The organism is Candidatus Magnetaquiglobus sp., assembly GCF_058402785.1.
The window spans coordinates 18,232-43,826 of record NZ_JBZVFG010000010.1 but is presented as its reverse complement, the minus strand read 5'-3'; the positions used below and the strand labels follow the sequence as shown (position 1 = coordinate 43,826).

Below are 25,595 nucleotides of genomic sequence, written 5' to 3'. Positions count from 1 at the left end.
GATGCTCTGCTTGGGGCAATAAGTAAAGATGATGAGGGTCGATCAGATTTTAAGATTCCGGGTACGTAACCAGTCGGTGAAAACCGGCAAGGCGTCATCCATGTCGAAATGGGCCAGGTGCGCTTGAACCTGGTCCAGCAGCGGATGCGTTTCAGACGGATCGAGAAGATCTCGCAATTTCTGAAGAACCCCCTCGGATTCAATATCGTTTTTTTGGATCATGAGCAAGAGTTTATAGGCAAGCGTAAGAATTTGTTCCTCACAAGAGACTTTTTCTGGCCCAACCGGCTGGGCGGACGGGTTCTGAGCGACGCGCAACCGGTCAATGGCGGTACCGATCGATTGGAAGGCGGCGTTGAGTTGTTCGAGCCAATGCAGGCGTGAGGGGGGGGCGATGGGGTTTTTGAGGGCGGCTTCCAGCCCCTTGGCGACCTCGTGCAGACGTATGGCGCCCAGATTGCCGGCTGTTCCCTTGAGGGTGTGCAGGCTGCGCGCCAACCCTTCGTCCGGGGTGTCGGTCAGCGCCGGGAAGTGAGCCTGGAGAGTTTGCACGATCGGGGCAAAGGTCTTCTCAAACTCTTCGAGGAGCAGCAACAATAAGGGTAGATCCCCATGCAGGCGTTCCATGATCGCCGGCATGTCGAAACCGGCCAGGTCGGGCCAACGCCCGGCGTCGTCCCTGCCGGCCAACGGCAGGGACGCAAGGGCGATCGCCGGCTTGCCGCGTCCCGGAATCCAGCGCATCAGGGTCGCGAACAGGGCGGGGCGATCGATGGGCTTGGTCAGATGGTCGTTCAATCCGGCTTGCAGGGATTTCTCCCGATCCCCGCTCATGGCATGGGCGGTCATGGCGATGATCGGCAAGGCCGCCAGCTCCGGACGTTCGCGCATGCGGCGCGTCGTCTCGTAGCCATCCATGTCCGGCATCTGGAGATCCATCAGCACCGCCGCATGTCGATTCGGATCCACCAGAGACAGCGCCTCCGCGCCGCTCGCGGCGCAATCGGCGGACAGACCGACCCCCTTGAGGATCTCCACGGCGATCAGGGTGTTGACATGGTTGTCTTCAACCAGCAGGATCCGGTTCCCGGTCAGATGGGCGCGGGCGACCTCGATGGCCCCGGACGAGGTTGGCCGGTCCTGGGAGGGGGTATGGGCGGGCAGTTGGATCACGGGTGCGGACACCGGGGGATAGGCACGCTCGAAACGACTCGCGGCGCTGCGTTCGCACTCGATGGAGAAGCGGAACGTGGTGCCCGAGCCGGCTTGACTCTCCACCTGGATCCGTCCGCCCATCAACTCCAGAAGCTTCTTGCTGATCGCCAGGCCCAGTCCGGTGCCACCGTAGCGGCGGGTGATCGACTCATCCGCCTGGGAGAAGGGTGAGAAGAGCTTTTCGCACTGCGCCCGTGACATGCCGATTCCCGTATCACGCACCGAAAAATGGAGTTCCAGACGATGCGCGTCGATGTCCCGTCCCCAGGCTTGCAGGTCGATGCCGCCCGATTCGGTGAACTTGATGGCATTGCCGATCAGGTTCATCAGGATCTGTTCGAGCCGCAGCGGATCGCCGAGCAGCGTGGTCTGGCACTCCGGGGCGATCTGCACGCGCAAGGTGAGTTTTTTTTCCGACAGGCGGGAGCGGAACAGTTCATGGAGATGGTCGAGCATCGGTTGAATCCGGAACGTCTCCCGCGACAGGTCCAGACGTCCGGCCTCGATTTTGGAATAGTCGAGAATGTCGTTGATGATCCGCAACAGCGAACGGGCCGCCTGCAAGGCGATGCGCAGATGCATCCGCGCCGTATCCGGGAGCCGCTCCCCTTCCAGAACCAGCTCGGTCAGACCGATGATGGCATTCATCGGGGTGCGGATCTCATGGCTCATGCTCGCCAGAAAGTTGCTTTTGGCCTGGCTGGCCTCGATGGCCACCTTTCTGGCCTGTTCGAGTTCGGCGGTCCGTTTTTCGACCTTTTTGTCCAGCGAGGCGTTCAGATCCTTGAGTTCGTTCCGCGAGGCGCGGATTTGCGCCACCATGCGCTCCAGGGCGTGGGAGAGGGTGAGAAGCTCATCCTGGCCGATGATGGGGATTTCGAGTCTCTCGTCACCCGAGCAGATGCGGTTGGCGGCCTGGGTTAGGGTGGTGATCGGGCGGGTGAACCGGGCGGAGAGTATGTAGGCGAGCAGCAGGCCGATCATCACGCAGAGGCTCGCCACCAGGAGTTGCGAGCGCAAATGGGCCGCGAGTCGCTGGCGCAGTTCCTCCAGGGAGAGCCCCAGAGCCAGCCATCCCAAGGGTTTGTTCGACTCCAGGGCGAGCACGCCGCCGATCCACAGGGTATCGGCATCGATGTGGATCGCGAGTCGATCCGAGAGCAGCAGGTTTTTCAGGAACGGATCCTTGGGGGGCAGGCCGAAGGAGCGGTTCTCTGGCGTGCCATCGACCAGGATCGATCCGGAAGGGTCCAGGAGCATGGTTTGCGCCACGTCGCGGTGTTTGCGCATGGCGGACAGATGGTGACGCAAGGTCTGGAGGTCGAGGCGGTAGAGCGGATCGAGAAGGGATTCGGAGAGGGTGGCGAACAGTTGCCGGGCCTCGATGCGATGGCGCTCGAGCATCTGGTCGCGGTGTTCGAGGATCGACAGGGAGGTCAGGGCCGCCGAGACCAGCAGGATGATCAGGGCGGTGAATCCGAGCAGTTTGAAGCGGATCCCGGACATCAGGGGATACCGAGGATCGAGAGGACCGCGGGACGGATCTGCTCCAACTGATGCAGGGTGTCCGCCGGCAGGGGATCGAAGCGGGTGGTGTTCTCGAAGGCTTTCAGAAGAGCCGCTCCCGCCGGAGTCTGATCCATGTCGATCAGGGCGTCGATCAGGGCGTCGCGGGTTTCCGAAGCGAGTCCGGGCCGGAAATTGACCACATGGCGTGGCAGCGAGGGGGTTTGATGGATCACCCGCAGCCGTTCCTGTTCGGAAGGGGGACGGGAGAGGAGTTCATCCCAGGCAATGGCGCCGGCGGCGATCTTGCCGAAGAGCACCCAGACGATGGTGTTTTCGTTGGCGTTGGTGAACTGATAGCCGATCTGTCCGGGTTTGGTCTGGGCCTTGAGTCGGGAGACGGGCACCAGGTCGAGTCCGGATTCGGTCAGGGCGATGCGCGGCAGCAGATAACCGCTGGTTGAGTTGGGATCCTTGAAGCCGATGATCTCCCCCTCCAGATCGGTCAAGGAGTGGATTTTGCTCTCGTGGCGCACGAAGATCAGGGATTCGTATTCCGGAATGTCGTGCTTCCAGCGTCGCAGGACCATCTCCGCGCCGCTCAGGCGGTTCACCCCCAGCGAGGAGAGGGGGCTGTCGATGTAGATGTCCACCTCGCCCAGCCTGATCATCTCCGCCATGTGCCGGATGTCGCGGGCCACGATCACCCGTCCTTCGTCGAGACGGGGGTAGCCGATGCGGGCTGCCAGGTATTGGGCAACCGGGGTGTATTGACGAATCTCCTTGACCGGTGTATTGCTGATGGTACCGATGGTCAACGAGGCGGCCAGGACGGGTTGGGTCAGGGTCGTCAGCAAGCAGACCAGGATCCCCAGAACTGGGAGAACCGGCCTGGATGACAGGCCATGCATGCGGATGGGTTCGAAAATCTCATGCGTTCGTGGTGACGGGGTGAGGAGGCAAACAGCCGGCTTGGCATGGCATGATGCATGCGTATCCTGGCACCGTCGTATCATCCACTCTGTAAAGACCGTCAAAAGGGGTGTCTCCCTGGATGCCGGTCCCTTGGAATCGAGTGCTCAATGGACCGTTTTGCTCGTCTGTTCACATTGCAGTTCCAACTGGGAGAACCGGCCAACCGGAATTCCCTCCCGATCCGGGAAGAGCAGTGGCGCGTCATCGATCGCACCATCGTGCTGTTCGGTCCTCCCGCCATCGTCAATCACACCTGGTCCCCAGGGATGATGGACCTGTTGTTCAACGGGGAGGAGGAGATCTGCGAGGCGTTGCTGGATTGATGCCAGCCGCCTCCGATCGGTTGCCGGTGTCATGCGCTCCTGGCTGGATGGAGACTTTGCGGTTTGTCTGATCATGTCGTGATCCACGCGCCTGAACGCGCCAAGGCCGGGATTCAGGCCGGGACGGACACTGCGCGCTGTAGTCGCGCCTGAACGCGGACACCTGGTTTGTTCGTTGCCCGTGCGCCACGCCTGGGCGGGGACACGGGCAGGGGACGAGCCCCCGGAGCCGGGATCACCAGCCGGGCATCGGCATGCCGCCCGCCTTCGGGTCACAGGTCACGCCCTGATAGTGTCGTTCCAGGCCGCGATAGTAATCCAGGCAATTTTGGCGCATGTAACCCGATTTCGGACACTGGTTCAACCCGTCCTCCACCATGCGTTTGCCCCAGGCGAGTCGTTCCAGACAGGCGCGACGCCACTGTCCGGCGGGTGAATTGTCTGGAGGGGTGGTGGATTTGGCCTGGGTGGAAGGGGCTGGAACCGCGCTGGGAGCTGGTGCCGCCACGGGAATCGGGGTCGTTGCCGCCGGAGCCGCCACGGGAGTCGGAGCCGCCACGGGAATCGGGGTCGTTGCCGCCGGAGCCGCCACGGGAGCCGGAGCCGCCACGGGAATCGGGGTCGTTGCCGCCGGAGCCGCCACGGGAATCGGGGTCGTTGCCGCCGGAGCCGCCACGGGAGCCGGAGCCGTCACGGGAATCGGGGTCGTTGCCGCCGGAGCCGCGCTGGGGGTGATTTCTTGTTTTTGGCTCATGGCCGTCACCTCCTGTCCGCTCGGTTCCTCGACCGGTGCCACGGTGAGGGAGGGAGTCTGCACGGGAGCCGGGGAGGTCGGAGCCGCGACGGCAGGAGCCGGGGAGGTCGGAGCCGCGACGGCAGGAGCCGGGGAGGTCGGAGCCGCGACGGCAGGAGCCGGGGAGGTCGGAGCCGGCGTGGGCGAGGGTTTGGCGGGCGCCGGTGTCTGGGCTGGCGGTTTGGCCAAGCCATCGGACACGGGCTTTTCCGCGAGGGTGGCCTGGAGACGGTTCTGGAGCGCGGCAAGGCGCGCTTTGCCGTCAGGCAGCATGGGCGAAAAGTGGTTGAACAGGAAGAAGAAACCGATACCGAATCCTATACCCAGGACAAACGGCGTGAATGTGCGGAAGATCCATTTGATAAATCTGAACAATGTTCTTCTCCTCGAATGGCGGGCCGATGATGGGTATCCCTTTGGACACAGCATAACGGATCCATCCGGATGCTTCAATGATATGCAAGCTAAAAAAAATATATCAAACTCCCTTTGCCGCGGTGCGAGAAAGAAATATTGTAGACTGACCCGATCCGGGAGACTCACGCTGGACAAGCGCACAGGGAACCATTTGCCCCATGGATCTCGCCAATCAGATTCAGGAACTGCTCGATCTTTCGCGACTGCATCTCGGGATGGATGCGACCGCCAAGGTCTCCGAGGCCGTGGACATGGCCTGTCGGTTTCATCAGGGACAGGTGCGCAAGCTCGATCGCGCCCCGTATGTCACCCATTGCATCCAGGTGGCCAAGAGCTGTCTGGAGTGGGGACTGACCGATCCCCAGGGGGTGTGCGCCGCGTTGCTGCACGACGCCCTCGAGGATGCCCCGCCGGCCCTGGAGGCCGAACGACACATCCGCGCCTTCGACCCGGTGATTCTCAACCTGGTCGAGGCGCTCTCCAAGATTCGCAACCTCCAGACCGGCAGCGGTGATCTCCCGGCCACCTACCGGCGCATTCTCATCGCCGCCTCCCAGGATCTGCGCGTCCTGCTGGTCAAGACCTTCGACGTGCTCCACAACTCCTCCTCCTTAGAGGTGCACGGGGTCACCAAGGCCAAGAACAAGGCCAGCCTGGCCCTGATCTACGTCGGCGTGACCCGCCGTCTGGGGATCATGGAGCTGGCCGACTCCCTGATCGAGCTGACCCTGCCGCATCTGATGCCGGTCCAGTACCGCCGCGCCGAAAAAACTCTGGAGGATCTGCGCGCCCGCGGCGCGGCAAGCATGCAGAAGCTCGCCCAGAACCTCGACGTGGTGGTGGGGACCGGTCTGGCCGAGGGGTTCGTGATCGAGCCGAAACGGATCTCCGATTTCTTTTATCTCACCGAAAAACCCGGCACCGGACGCCTGCTCCTGATCGGCTGGCCGGTCTTCCGGGTCCGGATGCTGGTCGAGGACGACGATACCGCCTGGCGCGTGCTGGGCAAGATGCATTCGCTTTTCGGTCCACTCCCGCGTCATGTGCGCGACTATCTCAACGCCCCCCGCGTCAACGGCTTCAAAGCCCTGACCACGCGCATCATCTGGGATGGCCATCCGCTCAACATCCACGTCGTGCGCAAGTGCGACGAAAAACCCAATCGTCTCGGCGTGCTCGCCAAGTGGGGCAGCAGCGGACCGGATCCGTCCCGCTACATGCGTCTGCTGGCCACCCTCGGGGATAGCGATCTGCGCATGTCCGAGGTGCATGCCCACGTCTTGCCGGACATGCTCGATGTCTATACCCCCAAGGGGGATCGCTTCACGTTTCCGGTCGATTCGGTGGTGGTGGATTTCGCCTACATGGTGCATACCGAACTCGGCGAACGGTGCATCGGCGCCAAGATCAACGGCATCCCCCGGCCACCGGAATACCCCATGTCCGATGGCGATGTGGTGCGCATCCTCACCGCCAAGAACGCCAAGCCGCAACGCGCCTGGCTCGAATACGTCAAGACCGCCCGCGCCCGCACCCTCATCAAACAGGCCCTGAAGAATCAGGAGGCCACGGTGCGCGGCATCAACCGCAATTCGGCCAGCGGCACCTTCCAGCTCACCTCCCTGACCGGCAAGGATATCCTTTGGTCCACCTGCTGTCTGGCCGTGCCCGGCATGCCGATCGTGGGCCGGCTCTCCGAGGATGGTCGCTGGATCGTCCATTCCGCCGACTGCATCAAGATCCAGGGCACCCAGTGGGAAAAGGGGCAGTGGGCCGTTCAGCCCGGCTCCGAGGCTCTGGTCATCACCTTCACCGTGCGACACCGCGCCGGCGCCCTGCTGGAGGTGCTGGAACTCCTGGCCAAGATGGGCATCAACGGTCAGACCATCCAGGGCAAGGGGCGGACCGCCGACATCTATGTGATCAGCATGGAGATGGATGGCAAGAAACCGGTGGTGTTGGGCAAGGTGCTCCACGAACTGCTGCGCGTCGATGCCGTTCAAGAGATCTTGAGCTATGGTTGGCGTCAACCGTATGATACCGGTTCATCCCACTCTTCCACGCGCTCCGACGATTGAACCTCCAGCGGATGAGAGACGACATGAAGATCCTGATTGCCGACGACGAGGCGCACAACCGCCTGTTGATGGAAAAGATCCTCTCCCCGCACGGACAGTGCGATCTGGTGGTCAACGGCAAGGAGGCCCTCGAGGCCTGCGAGATGGCCCTGTTCGATGGCGATCCTTACGATCTGGTCTGTCTGGACATCATGATGCCGGAGATGGATGGTCAGGAGGCGCTGCGGCGCATCCGCGAGCTGGAGCGGGAACAGAATTCCGTGGATGGCGAGGAGATGGTCATCTTCATGGTGAGCGCCCTGAACACCGAGGAGCAGGTGGTGCAGGCCTTTTTCCGTGGCGGCTGCACCGACTATCTGGGCAAGCCGGTGACTCGCGACAAGGTGCTTGAAAAAATGCGCCAGTACAACCTGATCGCCGAATGATCCTCGCCCGGGAGCGCCTGAAGGGCGGTGTCCACGGTCGGAGGGGCGTTCCGGGCGCGGAAACCGCGCGTTGCCGTTCCCGGATCGGGGGACGTCTTGCTCTCCGGGGCCTTCCGTGTCCGAAAAACTCGCTGGTCATCGATAATCCATGGAAAAACCCCGTCTGCTGATCGTCGATGACGTGCTCACCAACGTCAAGGTGCTCGCCGAGACCTTGCGTGGCGAATACACGGTGTCGGTGGCCAGCACGGGACGGCGTGCGCTGGAGTTGGCCGGTCAGGAGCCGCGTCCGGAGTTGATCCTTCTGGATGTGATGATGCCGGAGATGGATGGCTACGAGGTGTGCGTGCGCCTCAAGTCCCAGCCCGCCACCCGCGACATTCCGGTGATCTTCGTTTCCGCCAAGATGGATGCCGCCGACGAAGCGCGGGGTTTCTCCCTGGGCGCGGTGGATTACATCGTCAAGCCGTTCAGCAAAAGCGTGGTCCTGGCGCGGGTGCGCAGTCAGCTCGATCTCAAACGGCATCAGGATTCGATGCTCGGCATGATGGCCGATCTGCAACGGGCCAGGGATGCCGCCGAGGCGGCCAATCGCGCCAAGAGCGACTTTCTGGCCAACATGAGCCATGAGATCCGTACCCCGATGAACTCCATCATCGGCATGACCGAATTGGTGCTGGAAACCGAGGAGGATCCCACCCGGCGCAAATATCTGAGCACGGCCTTGACCTCGGCCCGTGGTCTGTTGCGGCTGATCAACAACATTCTGGATCTCTCCAAGGTGGAGAGTGGTCAGTTGCACCTGGAGTCCGTGGTGTTCGATCTGCGCCAGGTGGTCGAGGAGTCGCTGGAGTCCATCGCCATCCTGGCGCGGGCCAAGTCCTTGGAGTTGACCTGGCAGGTGGATCCGACCCTGCCGAACTGTCACATCGGCGACCCCACCCGGTTGCGCCAGGTATTGATGAATTTATTGGGCAACTCCGTGAAGTTCACCGACCTGGGCCGGATCGGGATCCAGGTCGATGGGGTGTCGGACGGGGTACGATTCGCGGTGCGGGATTCGGGCATCGGCATCCCGGAGGAGCGGCAGGCACGCATCTTCGACCGTTTCACCCAGGGTGATCCCTCGGCGACGCGCAAGTACGGGGGAACCGGACTCGGCACCACCATCGCCAAGGAGATCGTCGATCGGATGGGTGGGCGGATCTGGGTGGAGAGCACGCCCGGAGAGGGGAGCTGTTTTTATTTCGTGTTGCCGATCGAGCGCGCTCCTGGCGTGCCGTGGTGTCGGGAGCGCCGTTCGGGGCGGCGTCGTGGACCCCACAAGGTGCCGATGCGGGTGCCGTTGAACGTGCTGCTGGTCGAGGATGTGGAGGCCAACCGCATCCTGGCCATCACCCGACTCGAACAGCGCGGTCATCGGGTCACCGTGGCCCATGACGGCGTGGAGGCCTTGGAGGCCCATGCCGGTCACCGCTTCGATCTGATCCTGATGGATCTGCAGATGCCGCGCATGGACGGTTTGACCGCCACCCGCGCCATCCGGGCGCGGGAGGAGGAGGCCGGAATGGCCGAACATCTGCCGATCATCGCCCTGACCGCCCATTCGATGGCCGAGGATCGCGACGCCTGCCTGGCCGTGGGCATGGACGAATACGTCTCCAAGCCCATCGATTTCTCCCGGCTGTTCGAGGTGATGGCGCGCATTTTTCCCGCCAGCCCCACCCTGGTCGCGGATTTGTCGGTTTCGGACCGCGAAACCATGCTCAAGGCCTCCGGCCTGCCGGAGTTGATCGGGGTGGATCTGATGGCCGGTTTGGGCATCTGGCGGGATGCGACCAAGTACCGGCGCGCCCTGCTCGGTTTCGTCGGGCGGCATGCCGGGGATGGGGCGCGCATCCGTCAAGCGGTGGAACGGGGCGATCACCGGTTGGCCGAGGTGCTGACCCATGCCTTGAAGGGGGCGGCGGGCTCGTTGGCCGCCACCGAACTCGAGGAGGCGACCCTGGCCCTCGATGGGGGGTTGCGTACCGGCGCCCGCCATCTGGATGCCCTGGTGTCCGGTGTCGAGGGGACGTTGGCCAGGGTGGTGGTCGGGTGTCGTGCCCTGACCGAATCGGGCCAGAGGGCGGAAGAGGAGGTGGGAACCACGCTGGAACCCGGTCCCGCAGATGCCGGACGGGTGGAGATGTTGCGTCGCATCGATGCGGCGTTGGATCGTGGCGACGCGTTGCGGGCCGAGGGGTTCATGCCTGTTCTGATGGCCTGGCTGGGGGGGAGCCGTTTCGAGGAGGTGGCACGCGCGGTGGCCGTTCAGGTGGAGGAGATTGATTGCGTTCGGGCTCGGGAGATCCTGCTGGGCCTGATGCACGATTTGGGAATCGGAGAGCATGGAGACTGAGAAGAGTCGCTTCAAGATTTTGGTCGTGGATGACGAGCCGACCAATCTCAAGCTGTTGCGCGAGGTGTTGCGTCACGAGCATGATCTGATCTTCGCGCGTAACGCCGCCGAGATGTTGCGCTTTGTCGAGGACGGTCCGGATCTGATCCTGCTGGACATCATGATGCCGGACATGGATGGCTATACCGCCTGTGCCCGTTTGAAGGACAATCCGGCGACACGGGAGATCCCGGTGATTTTCGTGACCGCCCGCGGCGAGATCGAGGATGAAGTGCGCGGCCTGGAGGTGGGCGCGGTCGATTATCTGACCAAGCCGATCCAGGGCGGGATCGTGCGGGCGCGGGTGCGGATCCATCTTCAGTTGCGCGAGGCCCGGCGGATCATCGAACGGCAGAACGAGGAGTTGCGCACCGCGGCCCGGTTGCGGGATGATGTGGATCACATCGTTCGTCACGACCTGAAGGCCCCGTTGAACGCGATCATCGGCATGCCCGGCGCGTTGATCGCCGACTGGGGTTTGACCGGGGAGCGGGCGGCGGCCTTGCAGGTGATCGAGGATGCCGGTTTTCGCATGCTCGAGATGATCAACCGGTCGCTGGATCTCTACAAGATGGAGCGTGGCTGTTACGAACTCAAGGCGCAGCCGGTGGATCTGGTGAAGGTGCTGCGGCGGATCCTGTCGGAGATGCATCGATTGATGCTCGCCAAGGGGTTGGGGGTGCGGATCGTCTCCCAGGGGCGGGCGCTGGCGGGCGGGGATTCGTTTCTGGTGGCCGGCGAGGAGTTGTTGTGCCACTCCATGCTCGCCAATCTGATCAAGAACGGTCTGGAGGCCTCGCCCAGGGATGCGGTTCTGGAGGTGGGGCTGGAGCGGGAGGGCGGGGAGGCGGTGGTTCGGGTGTGCAATGCCGGTGCCGTGCCCGAGGAGATCCGCGAGCGTTTCTTCGAGAAGTTCGTCACCTCCGGCAAGCGTCAGGGGGTGGGTCTGGGAACCTATTCGGCCCGACTGATCGCCACCACCCTGGGAGGCTCGATGTTTCTGGACACCTCCCGCGCGGGCGAAACCATCCTCGAGATCCGTCTGCCGGCGGGGTGAGGCCGTCAAAGGAGGGTGTGCGCTGGTGCCTGGGGTGCGGTTCGGCTCATGGATCCGGTCGGGGGCGAGCGGGGCCCCGGGTCCGGTCCGTGTCGTGGTGAGGCCATGCCGGGATCACTCCCGGAAGGCGGCGAGGGAGTCCTGGAGTCGGGCGTAGAGTTCGCGGGTCCAGGGGATGTGATCCTGGGCGCGGATCTCCTTGTCGCGACGCAGATCATACGGGGCGACGATCACCTGGACGTTCTCCATGCCGGCCCAGGCGGTGAGCACGAACAACTCCTCGATGGCCCGGTCCCCGAGGGCGATGCAGCCCACCGATTCGCTGTCCCCGTGAATGAAGATATCTCCGCCGAGCTGTCCGCGGCGCTCCAGATCGGCCATGGCGCGATCGAAGGCGTTCGGATAGTCGAGTTTCATCGACAGATGATAGGCGCTGTTGGGATTCAGGAAGGTGATCCGATAGACCCCTTCCGGGATCTGTTTGTCCCCCTGGCGTCGCTTGGGGCCCAGATCCCCGCTGAAGGCGGTGAAGGGGTAGTGTTTGATGAGCTTCATCGGTCCATCCCCGTCCGCGCCCCACAGTTCCAGACGCCGCTCTTTCTTGAAACCCAGCAGGGCCAGGCGCGAGGAGGGGTAGGGGAGTCCGGCCAGCTTGAAATCCCGCATCAACCGCGTGCGCACCGATTCGTCGTAGCGCTCCACCACCTGTTGCACCTTGGGGGGATTCCTGTCCAGGGCCAGCTCCCGGTTCATGGCGCGCCGGGCGTTGCGGGTCTCCACGGGCAGATTTTCGTCGCGCTCGAAGGTGACGTCGTAATATTGGCCCCCGCTCCGCTTGGGCTGGCTGAGATTGACGCACCCGGAGAGGCCCAGGGCGAGGGCGAGCAGCAGCGGGAGGGCGTGGGTGGGTTTCAAGATTCGTTGGATGGGCATGGTCATGTTGGGTACGCTCCATTCGTGGAGAAAGGGGCGCATCGTCAATCGATGGCCCGGCTCAGACGAATGTGGAGCATTAAAGCAATAAACATACCATTTGTCGGTATGAACCTGGAAAATGGATGGCATCGGGTGCGCGGGAGATGGGATTCCGCGCGCGCTCCCCGGCGCGTCGGCAGTCAATGGGGCATGGGTTTCCAGCCTGGATGGTCGAAATGACGACCATAGAGATCCAGGGCGCGCACGATGATCGCCGCTCCCGAGGATTGACCCTGCTTGGCCTCGAGAACCTCGCTGCCGTGCAGAACCTCCACGAGGATCCGATGCAGTTGCAGATCCGCCTCGGGCTTGAGCTTGCAGTTGCGGGTGATATGATTCAGATGGGCGCGCATCTTCTTGGCCAGGGTGGTGTAGTTCTTGGCCGTGTAGGTGCCCGCGTGGATGCGTGGCAAGGCATCGCGCATTTCGCGCTGAATCGCCTCCATGCCCTTGCGCAACGGCGCGTCGGTCGGCCAGGGCTTGCCGTTGTTGAGCGAGACGCCGGCCTCGTTTTTTTGATTGGCCTGATGTTCGCCGTGATCGACCGCCGTCCACCCGGGCGCGGCGATGGTCAGGAGAAACAGGGCCAGTATGGTGCGGGTCAACCCGTGTGCGCGCGACATGTTTGCATGAACCTCGTCTGTTGCGGATGTGGCTCCATCGAGGACAAGAATCCCTTAACACGGAACCATAGAGGATATCCGCAATCCATGCAATCGACGACAAACGCTTCAGGCCAGACAAAGCGATTTTATACCCCCTGATGTTTTCTTTAATCGATTCCTGCGCTGGAGAGTGGCCGATCCCGAGTGCTGGATGGGGTGATCGCATGGTTTGCCAGAGAGAGCAGGATCGGGTATCATCCGGCGCTGAACCATTCCCACTTCGATCCACTGCAAGGAGATTGACGATGAAGAGAGTCGCGCGGGGCTGGATGGCCCTGTTGTTCGGGGTGAGCCTGTCGGGATTCGGCGCGGCGTGGGCGGCGCAACCGGCGGGTGAGGTGGGCGGCGAGGGTCGCCTGAACAAGGTCGATGCCGCCAAACGGGTGGTGAACATCGATCACGGTCCGATCGAGGCCCTGAAATGGCCAGCCATGACCATGGACTTCCAGGTGCTGCCGAACGTGGATCTCAAGACGCTCAAAACCGGCAAGCCGGTCAAGTTCACCCTCAAACAGCAGTCGGACAAGAGCTACCGCATCCACGGCATCACGCAGACGCCGTAGTGTCCGTTATCTTGCAAAACGTCCTGTTTGGCGGGGCCTGTTGTGCAAGATGCGAGCGTCGTTTCCAAACTTAGCATGATGGGGGGAGCCCCCTCACCCCCCAACCGTGGACCTCCCTTACGGGAGTTCCACGGTAAACTTGGGAAACGACGCTCGCGAAGGCTGCGCGCGGCGCCTTTTTCGCAAAAAACGCGAAAAAGGCTTCTTTGAGAAGAGCGCGCTAAAAGCCAAAGATAAAAGAAGAGAAGATTCCAAAGAATAAAGAAAAAAATCAAAACAAAACCCTGGGAGAAGACTCTCCCGGACGCTTTCTTTTTTTTAACAGTCCAAGCGATCCCTGGATGGGTCGCGGTTCAGAACTCCGAACTCCCCTTGGGCCGCCAGTTCCGCGCCAACTCCTGGGCGCGGGTCAGTTCCTGGGGTGACATGATTCTGGCGAGCGACTCCCGTTCCCGCGTGGCCTGCTCGTCCCCCTGGGCTGCGGCCAGGTTCAACCATTTGTGCGCTTCCACGCTGTCCTGGCCCACCCCGTGCCCGTAGCGGAACAGCATGCCGAGATGGAACTGGGCGGCCACGAACCCTTGTTCCGCAGCCTGGCGGAACCACTTCTCCGCTTCCAGATAGTCCTGCCGCACACCGTTGCCGTTTTTGTGCAACACGCCGAGATTGTTCTTGCCCACGGCACTGCCGGCCTCGGCGGCCCGTTGATACCAGCGCATCGCCTCCTCGACCGAACGGGATACCCCCTGTCCGCTCTCGTAAAGCACGCCCAGATTGTTCTGTGCGTCGATATCCCCCTGTTCCGCCGCCTTGCGATACCACCTGGCCGCCTCGGCGAAATCCTGGGGTACCCCCTGTCCCTTTTTGTAGATCAACGCCAGCGCATGCTGGGACTTGACCATCCCGTGTTCGGCGGCATCGCGCAACCACTGCTCGGCCAGACGCGGCTCCGAGGCGAGGGCCTGCCCCTGTTCGTACATCAGTCCCAGGTTCTGGCGGGCGATCAGATTGCCCTGTTCGGCGGCCTTGCGAAACCATTGGGCCGCCTCGCGCACATCCCTGGGCACCCCCTGGCCCTCGTAGTACATCAGGCCCAGATTGTTCTGCGCCTCGGTGTCCCCCCTGGTGGCGGCCTGGAGATAGCGCTCCCGCAAGGTGTCCGGATCCTCACAGAGGGCCGCGACCGGCCAGAACAACAGCGCGCCGGCCCACACAAGGGTCGAAAGGGTGCGGTTGGTTGCTTTCATGGGGCGATCTCCAGGCTCAGGCGATCCTCGGCCAGTCCCAACTCCCCCGAGAACTGGGCGCGACACTGATCCAGAAACAGGGAGTCCGGTCCGTCGATGGGATAGAAATGGGTCAACAGCAGCCGTCGGACTCTGGCCATGGCCGCCAGCTTGCCGCACAGTCCGGGGGTGAGATGACCCTCCACCTTGTCGTCGTCCAGGGTGGAGCACTCCAGGAGCGCCAGATCGGCTCCGGTCAGAAATTCCGCCAGCCCGTCATCCCAATCGGTATCCCCGGAAAAGACGATGGCGCGGCCCTGATGCTCGAAACGGTAGGCGCGGCTCGCGAAACGGTCGGAGTGCGGAGTGGGGTGGCTCAGGATGGTCAGACCGCTCATGTTCCAGGCCAGGGGGGCATCCTGGACCAGAAACGGGAATCGGGTCGGGGGCGCGGCCACCGGCGCGATGATGCGGTTGAAAAAATCGGTGAAACCCGGCGGACCGTGCAGGGTGAAGGGTTTCTCCCGCGTCAGGCCGGGCAGGCGCATGGCGTGGACCATCGGGGTCAGATCGCCGATGTGGTCGGCATGCACATGGGTGATGAAAACCCCGTCCAGATCGCGGAAACTCGCGCCGATCCGTTCGAGTTGCAACAGGGTGCCGCTGCCGCAATCGATCAGGTATTGGCGGTCGTCCACGCCGAGCCAATAGGCCGGAGAGCCGCGTCGCAGCGAAGGGACACCGGTACCGCTGCCGAGAACGATGACCTTCATGGCGAGATCTTTGAGCTAGAAGATGTGGCCGTAGGGGGTGTGCACCAGGGCGCGTACCACCGCGCACCAGCCCTTGCCGATGTTGATCGGATTGTATCCGCCACCGCCCACCGCCAGCACCCGGCCATGGCCGAGATCCTCGGCCAGACGCACCAGGCGGGAGGCGACCTGTCCGTGCAGGTTGGGGGAGAGACGCAGATGGGCCAGGGGATCCCCGGCGATGGAGTCCGCGCCGCACTGGAGGATCACGAACTCCGGACGCCCCTCTTCCAGGAAACGGAGCGCCTGGGTCCAGCGCTGCATGAAGTGGACATCGCCGGAGCCGGGAGGCATGGGGATGTTGAGCTTGGTGTTTTCCGCCTCGCCCTTGCCGATCTCGGAGGCTTCGCCGGTGCCGGGATAGAGGTAGCGGCCATCTTCGTGGAAATCCAGAAAACGGACATGCGGATCGGATTCGAAGGCGTAGAACACCCCGTCACCATGATGGGCGTCGATATCGACGTAGGCGATGCGCTGGATGTCGTACTCCTCGCGCAGGGCGTGGATCACCACGCCGATGTCGTTGAAGACGCAGAACCCTCCCGCCCGTTCGCGGCGGGCATGGTGGAGTCCGGCAATCGGCACGAAGGCCCGACTGCACGCGCCGGCCATGATCTGACGCATGGCGTCGAGGACGGAACCTACCACATACGAGGAGGCTTCATAGACCCCTGGAAAGGCTGGGGTGTCGCCGTAATCCAGATACCCCTCGCCGGTTTCGGACTGACGTTGCACCCGTTCGACATACTCCGGGGTGTGAAAACGGGTCAGTTCCTCGACCGTGGCCGGGAAGGGGTGGGCCACCTCCACCTGACGATCCAAGCCCTGAATTTGGGCTTCGTCCCAGAATGCCTGCATTCGATGGGTGCCGAAGGGGTGTTCATCCGGAAAACCGTACGCGGCGATCTCGGGACCGATGGTGACGCGGACGATCTGGCGGGGCGCGTAGTCGGACATGGCGGAACATCCCTTCGGGATTGATGCAATGGGTCGATCCGGTTGACTCAACGGGTGATCACGACCTTCTGGTAGAGTCCGCCGAAAAAGGTTTCTTTGTGGAGCGACGCGGGCGTCAGACCTTCGGGCAGCCAGGCGGTGATCTCCTGGTTCCAGGTATCCAGGGCGAACGGTTCCAGGGTCTTTAGGATGGGAATCATGATGTACCGGAACGGATTGGTCCAGGCCGGACGATGATAATCGACAAAAATCACCCGTCCACCTGGTTTGACCACCCGCAGGGCCTCGGCGATGGTCTGTTCGCGGATGCCGGCGGGCTGTTCGTGGAGCAGAAAAAAGAGCAGAACCTGATCGAACTGCCCATCCTCGAAGGAGAGTCGGGTGGAGTCCTGATGGTGCAGACAGACGTTGGGGCGTCGTCCCAGTTTGGATTGGAGATTTTTCAGTTGCACCGGGGCGATGTCGATGACGTGCAGTCGGGCTCCGGGGGCCAGTCGGTCGGCAAGCCTGGGGGTGAGATTGCCGTAGACGCAGGCAACCTGCAGGATTTCGCCGGAGATCGGGATGCCCATTTCCGCCAGGGCGGCGTCGCGCAGACGGGAAAAATTGCCCCACAGAATGGCGTTGACCAGCCATTGCCGTTCGAAGAAGCGTACCCCGGAGGGGTGGATGTAGGCCCACCAGTAGGTTTGCTGCAGATAATCCGGAATGGCCAGATCGGGGGAGATGATCGAGGTGGAGCGTTGGGGCGAAGCGGCACGGCTGTCCATTCGGGGAATGGAGGCGCATGGTGCCACCATGGCCGGGGATTTTTTCATGGGTGTTCCATTGAGTTGGAGAGAACAACGACTGGCACCGTGTGGAAGAGGTTAACCAGCAGTTAAGGTCCTTGTCAATGCAACGTGCCGACCGGATTGGGGCGGAAATGGGGGGAATTCATAGTAATTCATTGTTTCTTAATATAAAGTCGATACAGTCCGAAGTGCTGATTTTCGGCCTCGAAGTCAACGATCCGCTCCAGATCGTACCGTTGGCGCACCAGGTGGCAGTAGCGGTTCTGGGTGGGTTCCGGAACCTGGCACCAGAAATTGTCGTGGAAATAGATCCCACCCCGATGTCGGGCAAAGAGGATCCGGTTGACGTAATCGGGCTGGTGATCGATCAGGAAGAGCTGTCCGGCCTGTTTGCCCCAGATCTGGAACAGGTTGGGGTTGTGGGTGAGGACGAAGGCGTCGTCCGGGAGTCGGTTGGCCATCTGGCGGGCGAAGGTCACGTCGGCGCGGGCGGCGCTCGCCTCGAAGGTGGTGGCGCGGGCGTGGGGCAGAAAGGGGAGATGGGCGGTGACGAGCAGGGTGACGAGCAGGGTGGTGGCGGTGGTTGGGTCGATGGCGAACCGTTGACGGAGTTGTTCAAGGCACCATTCGGCCCCGAAGCCGGCCAGCAGCGCCAGCGGCAGGGCGGAGAGCAGGGAGAAGCGGATGTCGGCGCCGTAGCCGTAGCTGCCGGCGTAAAAAAAGAGGAACACCCCCCAGAACAACAGAAACCAGACGAGGAGCAGCAGGCGGTGCCAGGCGGGGATCCGCGTTGCGAACAGGCCGGTCAGGGCCAGGAGCGTGACCGGCAGGGGGAAGAGTCGGTTGTCCAGGTAGTGGAGGCCGTTGCCGGCCAGGTTGGACAGGAAGTTCTGGAAGCCAAGCGTCTGTCCGGAGCTGCCCCACGGGTGGTTGCGGAACAGATCGAGATGGAGGGCGTGGGGCAGGGTGAGGAGCGCGAGCAGGAGAAGGGCGAGCAGGAAGGCGCGCGGTTGTCGGGCGATGGGGCGTCCGAGGGGAATCAGGAGCAGGGGGGCGAGCAGCAGGGATTCGGGTCGGAAGGTGACGGCCAGGGCGGTCGCGGCGGTGACCAGGAGCCAGGTGGTGGGGGCTGGTCTGGCGCGGGTGATCAGGGCGGCGCCCGCGGCCAGCGCCACGAACAGGGCGGCGGCGGGTTCTGCGGCGGTGGTGTTGAACCAGTGGAGATTCTGGGGATTGAGGATCACTACCAGGCCGGCGGCCAGACCGGCGCGCCAGTTTCCGCCCAGGGCCAGGATCAGCAGCAGCGCACCTGCGGCCATGCCGCCGAGGAGCGTGTTGTTGAGATGAAAGGCGGCCCGCTCCGACACCCCGACCAGCCGGAAGAGCAGGCTGGTCAGAAACGGGTAGCCGTTGGGTTGCTTGTTGTACTCCGGATGGTCGCAGCGGAACTGGCCATGCTCCGTGCCGCCGGCGTTGCAGAGTTGCGCCCGGTCGAGCAGGGCCAGATTCTGGCCGATGTTCAGATAGATGGTCTCGTCGTAGAAGATCCGATGGGTCTGCGGGGCGATGGTGGCGGTGGCCAGGGTGCCGCCGATGAACAGCAGCGGGAGCAGCAGCGGAGTCCGGCCCGGTAGACGGGTCTGGATGGGACCGACGAGGGATCGGACGATCAGAATCGATCCGATGGCCAGCAGCAGCGCCGTGGCGGCGAGGAAAGAGCCGTTCCAGCGTATCAGCCAGTCGATCCGTTCCGACTCCGGCCAACCGCGCAGAAAGACGAACAGCGCGACCACGCCAGGCAGTCCGGTCAGCCAGAGCGCGTCAAGGGGGTGCGGGTGAAGCTTGGGCATGGTCAAGGGCGTTCAAATAGGCCGTTTCCAGATCGAGACCGCCGAACCGTTCCAGACAGGCGCGCGGCGTGCCGGTGAAGAGGGTGGTTCCGCCGTGCAGAATGGCCAGGGCGTCGCACAGTTTTTCGACATCGGCCAGTTGATGGGTGGTGAAGAACAGGGTCACGCCTTGCACGCGGGCGGCGCGCCAGTGGGATTCAAGCAAGGCGCGTGCCTTGGGATCGATCCCGGAGAAGGGTTCGTCGAGAATCCAGAGCGGTTTGTGGCTCAGCAGAATGGTCGCCAGGCCCAGCTTCTGGGTCATCCCCTTGGACAGGGCGCGGATGGGCGTGCCGAGAATGGCCGGGTCCAGGTCGAGCCCCTCCAGGGTCGCGCGCGTCGAGGCAGGGTCGTCCGGGGCGCCGTGCAGCCGCATGAACCAGCTCAAGAACTCCCCGACCCGCAAGGCGTCGGGTGGCGAGAACCGTTCCGGCAGATAGGCGACGCTCCGGCGCGCCGCTGGCAGACGGCTCGATACCCCGCGAAGGCGGATCTCTCCGGCGTCCGGGGGGGCCAGATCGAGGATCGCCTTGATCAGGGTGCTCTTGCCCGCGCCATTGCCGCCGATCAGGGCGAAGATTTTCCCTTCCGGCACGGCCAGGGTGAGACCATCCAGCACCGGAGTGGCCGAGAACCGCTTGCGGACCGCGTGGATGTCGATGGCGTGGCTGGTCACGGGGGCGACGGTTTCGTCAGGGGGTGGAAAAGGGGACGTGGGGTATCTTCCGTCATGACCCTTCTGGTCGGCAAGCAAAATCGTGCGTGTTCCCACTGGTCTCGGACCGATCCGTCATTTATGATTATCAACACAATGCAAGCAGGATCAGTCGGGTTGACCGCGACGGCGCCCGTCGAACCTTTCGTGCTGTTCCACCGCCAGTCAGGACGGCCTCAACGGGCCGCAAGGAGAACGGATCATGGCCAATGCGCTGGGTAAGATCGGAACCATGTTGAAGAACATGCTGCTCGGGCGCAAGCGCGTGGCCCATCACATGCAGGCCGGAGAGCGCTATCGGCTCGAAAACGGCAAACGACCGGGGGTCACCACCACCAAGGGGGGGCTGCAATGGGAGGTGCTCCGCGAGGGGAGTGGCGCCAGGCCGGGCTTCTCCAGCCGTGTCACGGTCCATTATCGCGGTTCGCTGGTCAACGGCGTGGAGTTCGACAGCTCTTACGGACGTGGACAACCGTTCACCACCGGTCTGCTCGATGTGATCTCCGGCTGGCGCGAGGGGTTGCAGTTGATGACCGAAGGGAGCATCTACCGCTTCGTGATCCCGCCGGAACAGGCCTATGGCGGCACCGGCGCCGGTCTGTTGATCGCCGGTGGCTCGACGCTGATCTTCGAGGTTGAGTTGATCAGGGTGGAACAGGCGTAACCTCCGTCGCTCCGGGCAACGCGGCCAGTTCCAGAGCCAAAGCCTGTTTTTTCATCGCCTGTTTCTTCGGTGCGGGGTGAATGGACCGGACTCCCTGGGTCGTGGAGTCTGGAATGAAAATTGCATTCCATATCAAGGCAAGGGCCAGGTGGATCCGCTTCGTGGCGTTTTTTGTCATGGCCCCGCCTTGGGGCACGCAGGGCGCAAGCGTTCCCCATGTTACCGTGGAACACCCGAAGGGAGGTCCACGGTCGGGCATGCAAGTTACTTGGTTTCAACACTCTTTTATCGAAGTCCGGACGCGTGTCCAAAGGGGAGGAACTCGCATGGAAGGGATCTTGGGCGTGGTGCTGGCCGGCGGACTGTCCAAACGCATGGGCGGGCAGGAGAAAGCTTTCTTGCCGTTTGGTGGACAGACGTTGCTGCAACGCACGCTGGTACGTCTGGAACCGCAGGTCGATACCCTGTGCATCAGCGCCAATGGCGATCCGGCCCGTTTCGCCGCCCTGGGTCTGTCGGTGATCGGCGACTCCCGCCCGAATCATCCCGGTCCCATGGCCGGCATCGAGTCGGTGTTTCTGGCCAGCGACGCCTCCTGGGTGCTCTCGGTGCCGGTGGATCTCCCGTTCCTGCCCCTTGATCTGGTCCAACGCCTGAGCGAGGCCGCTTCGATCGGCGGTGCCAGACCGGTCATGGCCACCTCCCTGGGACGGGTCCATCCGGTGGTCTGCCTCTGGCCACGCACCGCCCTGCCTGCCATACGCGCCGCCCTCGACGCCGATGAACGCCGTCTTCTCGACTGGTTCGCCACCCATGCCCACCATCAGGTGGATTTCTCCCCTGCGGATCCGAACACCCAACCCGATCCGTTCCTCAATCTCAACGACCCGGTGGCGTTGGAGAGGGCCGAACGGTGGCTCGTTCCATCGGCTCGCGGAGAGGCGGGGTGACCCGAGATCCAAAAAATCGGATGTCGTTCCGGCTCGTGCTTCTGGTGACCGTCTTGACCCTGATCGGCGTGTCCGGCATCCGCTGGCAGCAGACGAGTCAGAACGAACAACGCACGGCAGAGATCATCGCGGCCATCGAAGGGTCGCTCGCCAGCTCCATGGAGCGACAGACCGAGATCCTGCGTGCCGCCACGCTCGGCATTCAACGGATCGACTCGATCAAAAGCGCTTATCTGGCCCGGGATCGCGACGATCTCCTGCGCCTGAGCGCGCCGATCTTCGCCGAGTTGCGCGTCGGTTCCGGCATCACCCATTTCTATTTCCATACCCCGGATCGCATCAGCTTCCTGCGGGTCCATACACCCGATCACCACGGGGACCGCATCGACCGCGCCCTGTTCAAGCGGGTGGTCGAGAGCGGACAAGCCGCCTCGGGTCTCGAGGCCGGTCCGATGGGTACCCTGGCCATGCGGCTGATCTCCCCCTGGCGGGATGAGGGGGGGGTGATTGGTTATCTGGAGCTGGGCATGGATATCGATCCGCCGCTGGAGGTGGTGCGCGGCGCCTTTCCGGTGACCTTGCATCTGTTCATGGTCAAAATGGATCCGCCGCGCAACGCCGATGCCGATTGGAACGCCGGACTCTTCTTGAAGGAGTGGCGGAACTACTCCGAAAAGCTGTTTCTCCATCACCACTCCCCACCCCCCGCGGAGTGGCTGCTCCGGCTGGAAGCGCAGTTCCTCACCCCCGGCAAGCGCGTTTGGTTTGAGATCTCCCCCAACGACGACCATTTCAACCTTGCCCGCCTGCCGTTGCGCAACATCGATGGCGAGGAGATCGCCTTTCTGTTGGTGGCGTGGGAGATCACCGACGCCATGCATCGTACCCAAAGGTTGATCTTTGCCGGGATTCTGGCAGGGGTGCTGGGCGCGCTCCTGTTGCTGCGGATGTTCGGGAGACTGGTGGCCCGACTGGAAGCGAAACTGCGCGTGGCCGGACAACGCGAGGAGTTGCTCGGTCACATGCTGGATGGTTCGGTCCATTCGATTCTGTTGTTCGCATGGCCGGATCTGACCATCCGACAGGCCAATCAGGGCGCCATCGACTCTTTGGGATATGATAGCGAGACGCTCCATGGGATGCGGATCACCGAGTTGGTGGACGATGACGACCAGGAATTTCTGGCCGGGCGCCTCGCACCGCTCCGCGAAGGGCGCGCGGAGCAGACCGGCCTCGAATTGCATCTCCGTGGCCGAACAGGCGAAAAATTCCCGGTGGACATGCATCTGCAACGCTTTGCGATCGGCACCAACGACCTGGGCGTGGCGATGATCCAGGAGATCTCCGCGCGCAAGAGGCTCGAAGCGGAACGGATGCGCTTCCAGAAGGATCTCCTGGTGGCCAACGCCGAGTTGCTCGATCATGAGACCAGCCTGCGCATGATCTTCGAACATGCCCTGGAAGGGATCGTCACCATCGATGCCAAGGGGATCGTGGTGGATGTCAATCCGGCGGCGGAGGCGATGTTCGGCTTTACCCGCGTGCAGTTCCTCGGCCACGATATCGCGGAACTGATCATTCCTCCGGATCTGCGCGCCCCGCATCGCGCCGCGTTGCAACGGTTGGAAAGAGTCTCGGACGAGGAGTTCCGGGTCCGGAAGAAGGTCGAATTGCTGGGATTGCGCGCCGATGGTCGTCTGCTCGACCTGGAGTTGGGCATGAGCGCCATCTATCTCAAGGGGCAGCGCCACGTCACGGCGATCATGCACGACATCACCGAACGCAAACAGCTGTTGCGCTCCCTGCGCGAGACCCTGGACGTGGCCGAATCGGTGCATCGCATGAAAAGCGAATTCCTGGCCAACATGAGCCATGAAATCCGTACTCCCATGAATGCCATCATCGGCATGACCGATCTGTTGCTCAACACCCGTGCCGAAGCGGAGGAGCAGCGTCGCCATCTGGAGACCATCCAGCAATCCTCGGAGTCGCTGTTGGAGTTGATCAACGGTATTCTGGACCTCTCCAAGATCGATGCCGGCATGATCGCCCTGGAAAGGATCTCCTTCGATCTCTCCGGCCAGCTGGAGAAGGCGGTCGAGACCTTGGCCGTCCGCGCCCATCGCAAGGAGCTGGAACTCTACTGCGCCATCGACGACGACGTGCCGCCAACCCTGGTCGGCGATCCTCTGCGCTTGCGCCAGGTGGTGCTGCACCTGTTGAGCAACGCCATCAAGTTCACCGAGTGCGGCGAGGTGGTGCTGAGGGTCGCCCTGGCGCACGGGTTCGAGGAGCGCCGCTCCGACGCGGTGATGCTGCGTTTTTCGGTGCGGGATACCGGCGAAGGGATTCCCCTGGATAAACAGGCGGTGATCTTTGAACGGTTCACCCAGCTGGATGGATCCACGACCCGCCGGCATGGCGGTACCGGCCTGGGACTGGCGATCTGCAAACCGTTGATCTCCCTGATGGATGGCGAAATCGGCCTGGAGAGCGTCCCAGGCGTGGGGAGTGTCTTTCATTTCACCGCCCGGTTCGGGGTCACGCAACGGTATCGTCCCGGCGGGGAGGATGCGGAGGCCGATGAACGGCGCCCTTCGGAAAGCCTGGGCACGCTGCTCGCCGCCATGCGGGTGATCCTGGCGGATCGACGCGAGACCGGACGGTCGATCGTCGGCGAGTTGTTGCGCGCCGCCGGGGCCACGGTCGAGGTGGTCGAATCGAGCAGTGCCCTGCGGGTCCGGTTGGCGGAACGCACCGCAGAAGATCCGGCCATCGATCTGGTGGTGCTCGACCACGGGGTGTTGCAGGGGGATTCGGTGGATTTGGATGAGTTGGATCGCTATGCCTCGGAGGGGGGCAAGGTGGTGCTGCTCGTGCCCGCGACGTTGCACCAGCAGGATCTCTCCTTTCTTGACTGGTTGCAAGGCGTCACGACCCTGCGCAAGCCGGTCTGGAAGTTTCGTCTGCTCAAGGCGGTGCGTACCGCGCTCGGTCGGGAGAGTCAACCCGTCGCCGAACAGACCAACACCCGGGGGCGGGAGGAGAAGTCCGGCATCACCTTAGAGATCCTGCTGGTCGAGGATCAGGAGGCGAGCGGCAAGGTGGCCGAATTGCTCCTGGAACAGGCCGGTCACGCGGTGAGTCGCGCCCATCGGGCCGCCGAGGCGTTGGAACGGCTGCGCATGGAGAAGTTCGATCTGTTGCTGATGGATCTGGAGTTGCCGGAGATGGATGGCCTGGAGGCAGCCAGACGGATCCGTGCCCCGGGCGTCGCGGAGGAGGGGATGGATGGTCGGGTGCCGATCATCGCGGTGACCGCCCATGCCAGCGTCGAGGAGGAGAAACGCTGTCTGGAGGTCGGCATGGATGGCTATCTGGCCAAGCCGTATCGCGAATCCGAGCTTTTGGGGGTGATCGAACGGGTGATCAAGCGGCGCAAGATCTTCAAGTGTCGCCCGGAGCCGAAAAACGCCGGCGCGGTGTTGCGACACACGGAGATGACGGATGCGGAGTTTCTGGCCAAGGGGAGTTTTTTCGTTGCGCAGGTTCCGCCTTACCTGGAGGAGTTGCGGCGCGCGGTTCGAGGGCGCAACGGGGCCGGCATCGTGCGTCCGTTGCAGTGGTTGGGGGATGCGGCGCGGGAGGTCGGCGCCTGGAAGGTGCCGATCCAGGGGATGCGGCTGCGGGGTGGCGTGGAGCAGAACCGCTGGGAGGAGGCGGCTGAGTCGTTGGTGAAGCTCGAGGGGTTGTGCGCCGAGGCGCTGACCGCGGTCGCGGAGAAGCTCACCGCCATGCGGGACGGCGAGGGGTGATCCCTTTTAGTCTGGCCGGTCCGCTTCCCGCCGGTTTGGGAGAGGGGACCCGATTCCCCGTTTCCTGGAAGGCACTGGACCGCACCGGTCACCGAGCCTTCGGAGTCACGCCGCGAAGATCTCCTCCAGGGAGCCGGCATCCATCAATCGGAGGCTCCAGGTCTCCAGGGCGTTTGAATCGGCTCGATCGATCTCGTCGCGCACCCAGGTTGGGAGCGAACCGAAGCGGCGTTCCAGAAGGCGGGTCAGGATGTTGGCCTCGCCTTTCAGGCGTCCTCTCTGTTCGCCTCTCTGTTCGCCCAGCTGCAATCCTCTCTGTTCGCCCAGCTGCAATCCTCTCT

21 protein-coding genes are annotated in these 25,595 nt (G+C 63.1%); 9 read left to right on the top strand and 12 right to left on the bottom strand.

Annotated features, from left to right (window positions below; translation table 11 throughout):
• Positions 1 to 42 precede the first annotated feature (42 nt).
• A complete protein-coding gene (locus ACV4UY_RS05450) occupies positions 43 to 2,721 on the bottom strand; it encodes an ATP-binding protein (RefSeq protein WP_491606634.1) in 2,679 nt (892 codons plus the stop codon).
• Positions 2,721 to 3,578 carry a phosphate/phosphite/phosphonate ABC transporter substrate-binding protein gene (locus ACV4UY_RS05445; RefSeq protein ID WP_491606633.1) on the bottom strand — a complete coding sequence of 286 codons (858 nt, stop codon included), beginning with the start codon at positions 3,576 to 3,578 and terminating at the stop codon, positions 2,721 to 2,723. The genes ACV4UY_RS05450 and ACV4UY_RS05445 overlap by 1 nt, the downstream gene beginning before the upstream one ends.
• A gap of 225 nt (positions 3,579 to 3,803) precedes the next feature.
• Between ACV4UY_RS05445 and ACV4UY_RS05440 the strand changes: the two genes are divergently transcribed.
• Positions 3,804 to 4,019 (top strand): hypothetical protein, encoded by a 216-nt coding sequence (locus tag ACV4UY_RS05440; protein WP_420905313.1) that lies wholly within the window; start codon positions 3,804 to 3,806, stop codon positions 4,017 to 4,019.
• A gap of 235 nt (positions 4,020 to 4,254) precedes the next feature.
• Here the strand turns inward: ACV4UY_RS05440 and ACV4UY_RS05435 are convergent, their stop codons facing one another.
• A complete protein-coding gene (locus ACV4UY_RS05435; protein ID WP_491606632.1) occupies positions 4,255 to 5,013 on the bottom strand; it encodes a hypothetical protein in 759 nt (252 codons plus the stop codon).
• Positions 5,014 to 5,387: 374 nt separating this feature from the next.
• On the opposite strand from ACV4UY_RS05435, the gene ACV4UY_RS05430 reads away from it, so the two are divergent.
• From ACV4UY_RS05430 to ACV4UY_RS05415, 4 genes are all read left to right on the top strand, one after another.
• Positions 5,388 to 7,307, top strand: coding sequence for an HD domain-containing protein (locus ACV4UY_RS05430; protein ID WP_491606631.1), 1,920 nt, complete (start codon positions 5,388 to 5,390; stop codon positions 7,305 to 7,307).
• A 23-nt stretch (positions 7,308 to 7,330) separates the two neighbouring features.
• The gene (locus tag ACV4UY_RS05425) at positions 7,331 to 7,732 is read left to right on the top strand and encodes a response regulator (protein WP_491606630.1); all 402 of its coding nucleotides are present in this window, start codon (positions 7,331 to 7,333) and stop codon (positions 7,730 to 7,732) included.
• Positions 7,733 to 7,880: 148 nt separating this feature from the next.
• On the top strand, positions 7,881 to 10,133 hold the full coding sequence (locus tag ACV4UY_RS05420; RefSeq protein WP_491606629.1) for a response regulator: 2,253 nt from the start codon (positions 7,881 to 7,883) through the stop codon (positions 10,131 to 10,133).
• Entirely contained in the window at positions 10,123 to 11,229 is a 1,107-nt protein-coding gene (locus ACV4UY_RS05415) for a hybrid sensor histidine kinase/response regulator (protein ID WP_491606628.1), read from the top strand. The genes ACV4UY_RS05420 and ACV4UY_RS05415 overlap by 11 nt, the downstream gene beginning before the upstream one ends.
• Before the next feature lie 114 nt (positions 11,230 to 11,343).
• On the opposite strand, the gene ACV4UY_RS05410 is transcribed toward ACV4UY_RS05415, so the two are convergent.
• Positions 11,344 to 12,168, bottom strand: a complete 825-nt coding sequence (locus ACV4UY_RS05410; protein WP_491606627.1) for a L,D-transpeptidase family protein — start codon at positions 12,166 to 12,168, stop codon at positions 11,344 to 11,346.
• Between the two features lie 176 nt (positions 12,169 to 12,344).
• Positions 12,345 to 12,827: a hypothetical protein gene (locus ACV4UY_RS05405; RefSeq protein ID WP_491606626.1), complete on the bottom strand. Its 483-nt coding sequence runs from the start codon at positions 12,825 to 12,827 to the stop codon at positions 12,345 to 12,347.
• Positions 12,828 to 13,114: 287 nt separating this feature from the next.
• Between ACV4UY_RS05405 and ACV4UY_RS05400 the strand changes: the two genes are divergently transcribed.
• Entirely contained in the window at positions 13,115 to 13,432 is a 318-nt protein-coding gene (locus ACV4UY_RS05400; RefSeq protein ID WP_491606625.1) for a copper-binding protein, read from the top strand.
• A gap of 353 nt (positions 13,433 to 13,785) precedes the next feature.
• On the opposite strand, the gene ACV4UY_RS05395 is transcribed toward ACV4UY_RS05400, so the two are convergent.
• From ACV4UY_RS05395 to ACV4UY_RS05370, 6 genes are all read right to left on the bottom strand, one after another.
• A complete protein-coding gene (locus ACV4UY_RS05395) occupies positions 13,786 to 14,679 on the bottom strand; it encodes an SEL1-like repeat protein (protein ID WP_491606624.1) in 894 nt (297 codons plus the stop codon).
• Complete coding sequence (locus ACV4UY_RS05390; protein WP_491606623.1) at positions 14,676 to 15,431, bottom strand: MBL fold metallo-hydrolase; 756 nt, start codon at positions 15,429 to 15,431, stop codon at positions 14,676 to 14,678. Before ACV4UY_RS05390 ends, ACV4UY_RS05395 begins: the two co-directional genes overlap by 4 nt.
• Positions 15,432 to 15,446: 15 nt before the next feature.
• Positions 15,447 to 16,427 (bottom strand): acetoin utilization protein AcuC, encoded by a 981-nt coding sequence (locus tag ACV4UY_RS05385; protein ID WP_491606622.1) that lies wholly within the window; start codon positions 16,425 to 16,427, stop codon positions 15,447 to 15,449.
• Between the two features lie 47 nt (positions 16,428 to 16,474).
• A complete protein-coding gene (gene rquA, locus ACV4UY_RS05380; protein WP_491606621.1) occupies positions 16,475 to 17,245 on the bottom strand; it encodes a rhodoquinone biosynthesis methyltransferase RquA in 771 nt (256 codons plus the stop codon).
• 128 nt (positions 17,246 to 17,373) lie between these two features.
• Positions 17,374 to 19,071 carry a hypothetical protein gene (locus ACV4UY_RS05375; RefSeq protein ID WP_491606620.1) on the bottom strand — a complete coding sequence of 566 codons (1,698 nt, stop codon included), beginning with the start codon at positions 19,069 to 19,071 and terminating at the stop codon, positions 17,374 to 17,376.
• On the bottom strand, positions 19,043 to 19,786 hold the full coding sequence (locus ACV4UY_RS05370) for an ABC transporter ATP-binding protein (protein ID WP_491606619.1): 744 nt from the start codon (positions 19,784 to 19,786) through the stop codon (positions 19,043 to 19,045). Before ACV4UY_RS05370 ends, ACV4UY_RS05375 begins: the two co-directional genes overlap by 29 nt.
• A 241-nt stretch (positions 19,787 to 20,027) precedes the next feature.
• Between ACV4UY_RS05370 and ACV4UY_RS05365 the strand changes: the two genes are divergently transcribed.
• The 3 genes from ACV4UY_RS05365 (at position 20,028) to ACV4UY_RS05355 (ending at position 25,254) form a co-directional block, all read left to right on the top strand.
• Positions 20,028 to 20,489: an FKBP-type peptidyl-prolyl cis-trans isomerase gene (locus ACV4UY_RS05365; RefSeq protein ID WP_491606618.1), complete on the top strand. Its 462-nt coding sequence runs from the start codon at positions 20,028 to 20,030 to the stop codon at positions 20,487 to 20,489.
• 326 nt (positions 20,490 to 20,815) lie between these two features.
• Positions 20,816 to 21,439 (top strand): molybdenum cofactor guanylyltransferase MobA, encoded by a 624-nt coding sequence (gene mobA / locus ACV4UY_RS05360; RefSeq protein WP_491606617.1) that lies wholly within the window; start codon positions 20,816 to 20,818, stop codon positions 21,437 to 21,439.
• 20 nt (positions 21,440 to 21,459) lie between these two features.
• A complete protein-coding gene (locus ACV4UY_RS05355; RefSeq protein ID WP_491606616.1) occupies positions 21,460 to 25,254 on the top strand; it encodes a PAS domain S-box protein in 3,795 nt (1,264 codons plus the stop codon).
• 105 nt (positions 25,255 to 25,359) lie between these two features.
• Here ACV4UY_RS05355 and ACV4UY_RS05350 read toward each other — a convergent pair.
• Positions 25,360 to 25,595 (bottom strand): DUF4351 domain-containing protein (locus ACV4UY_RS05350; protein WP_491606615.1); only part of this gene is annotated, 236 nt, incomplete at its 5' end.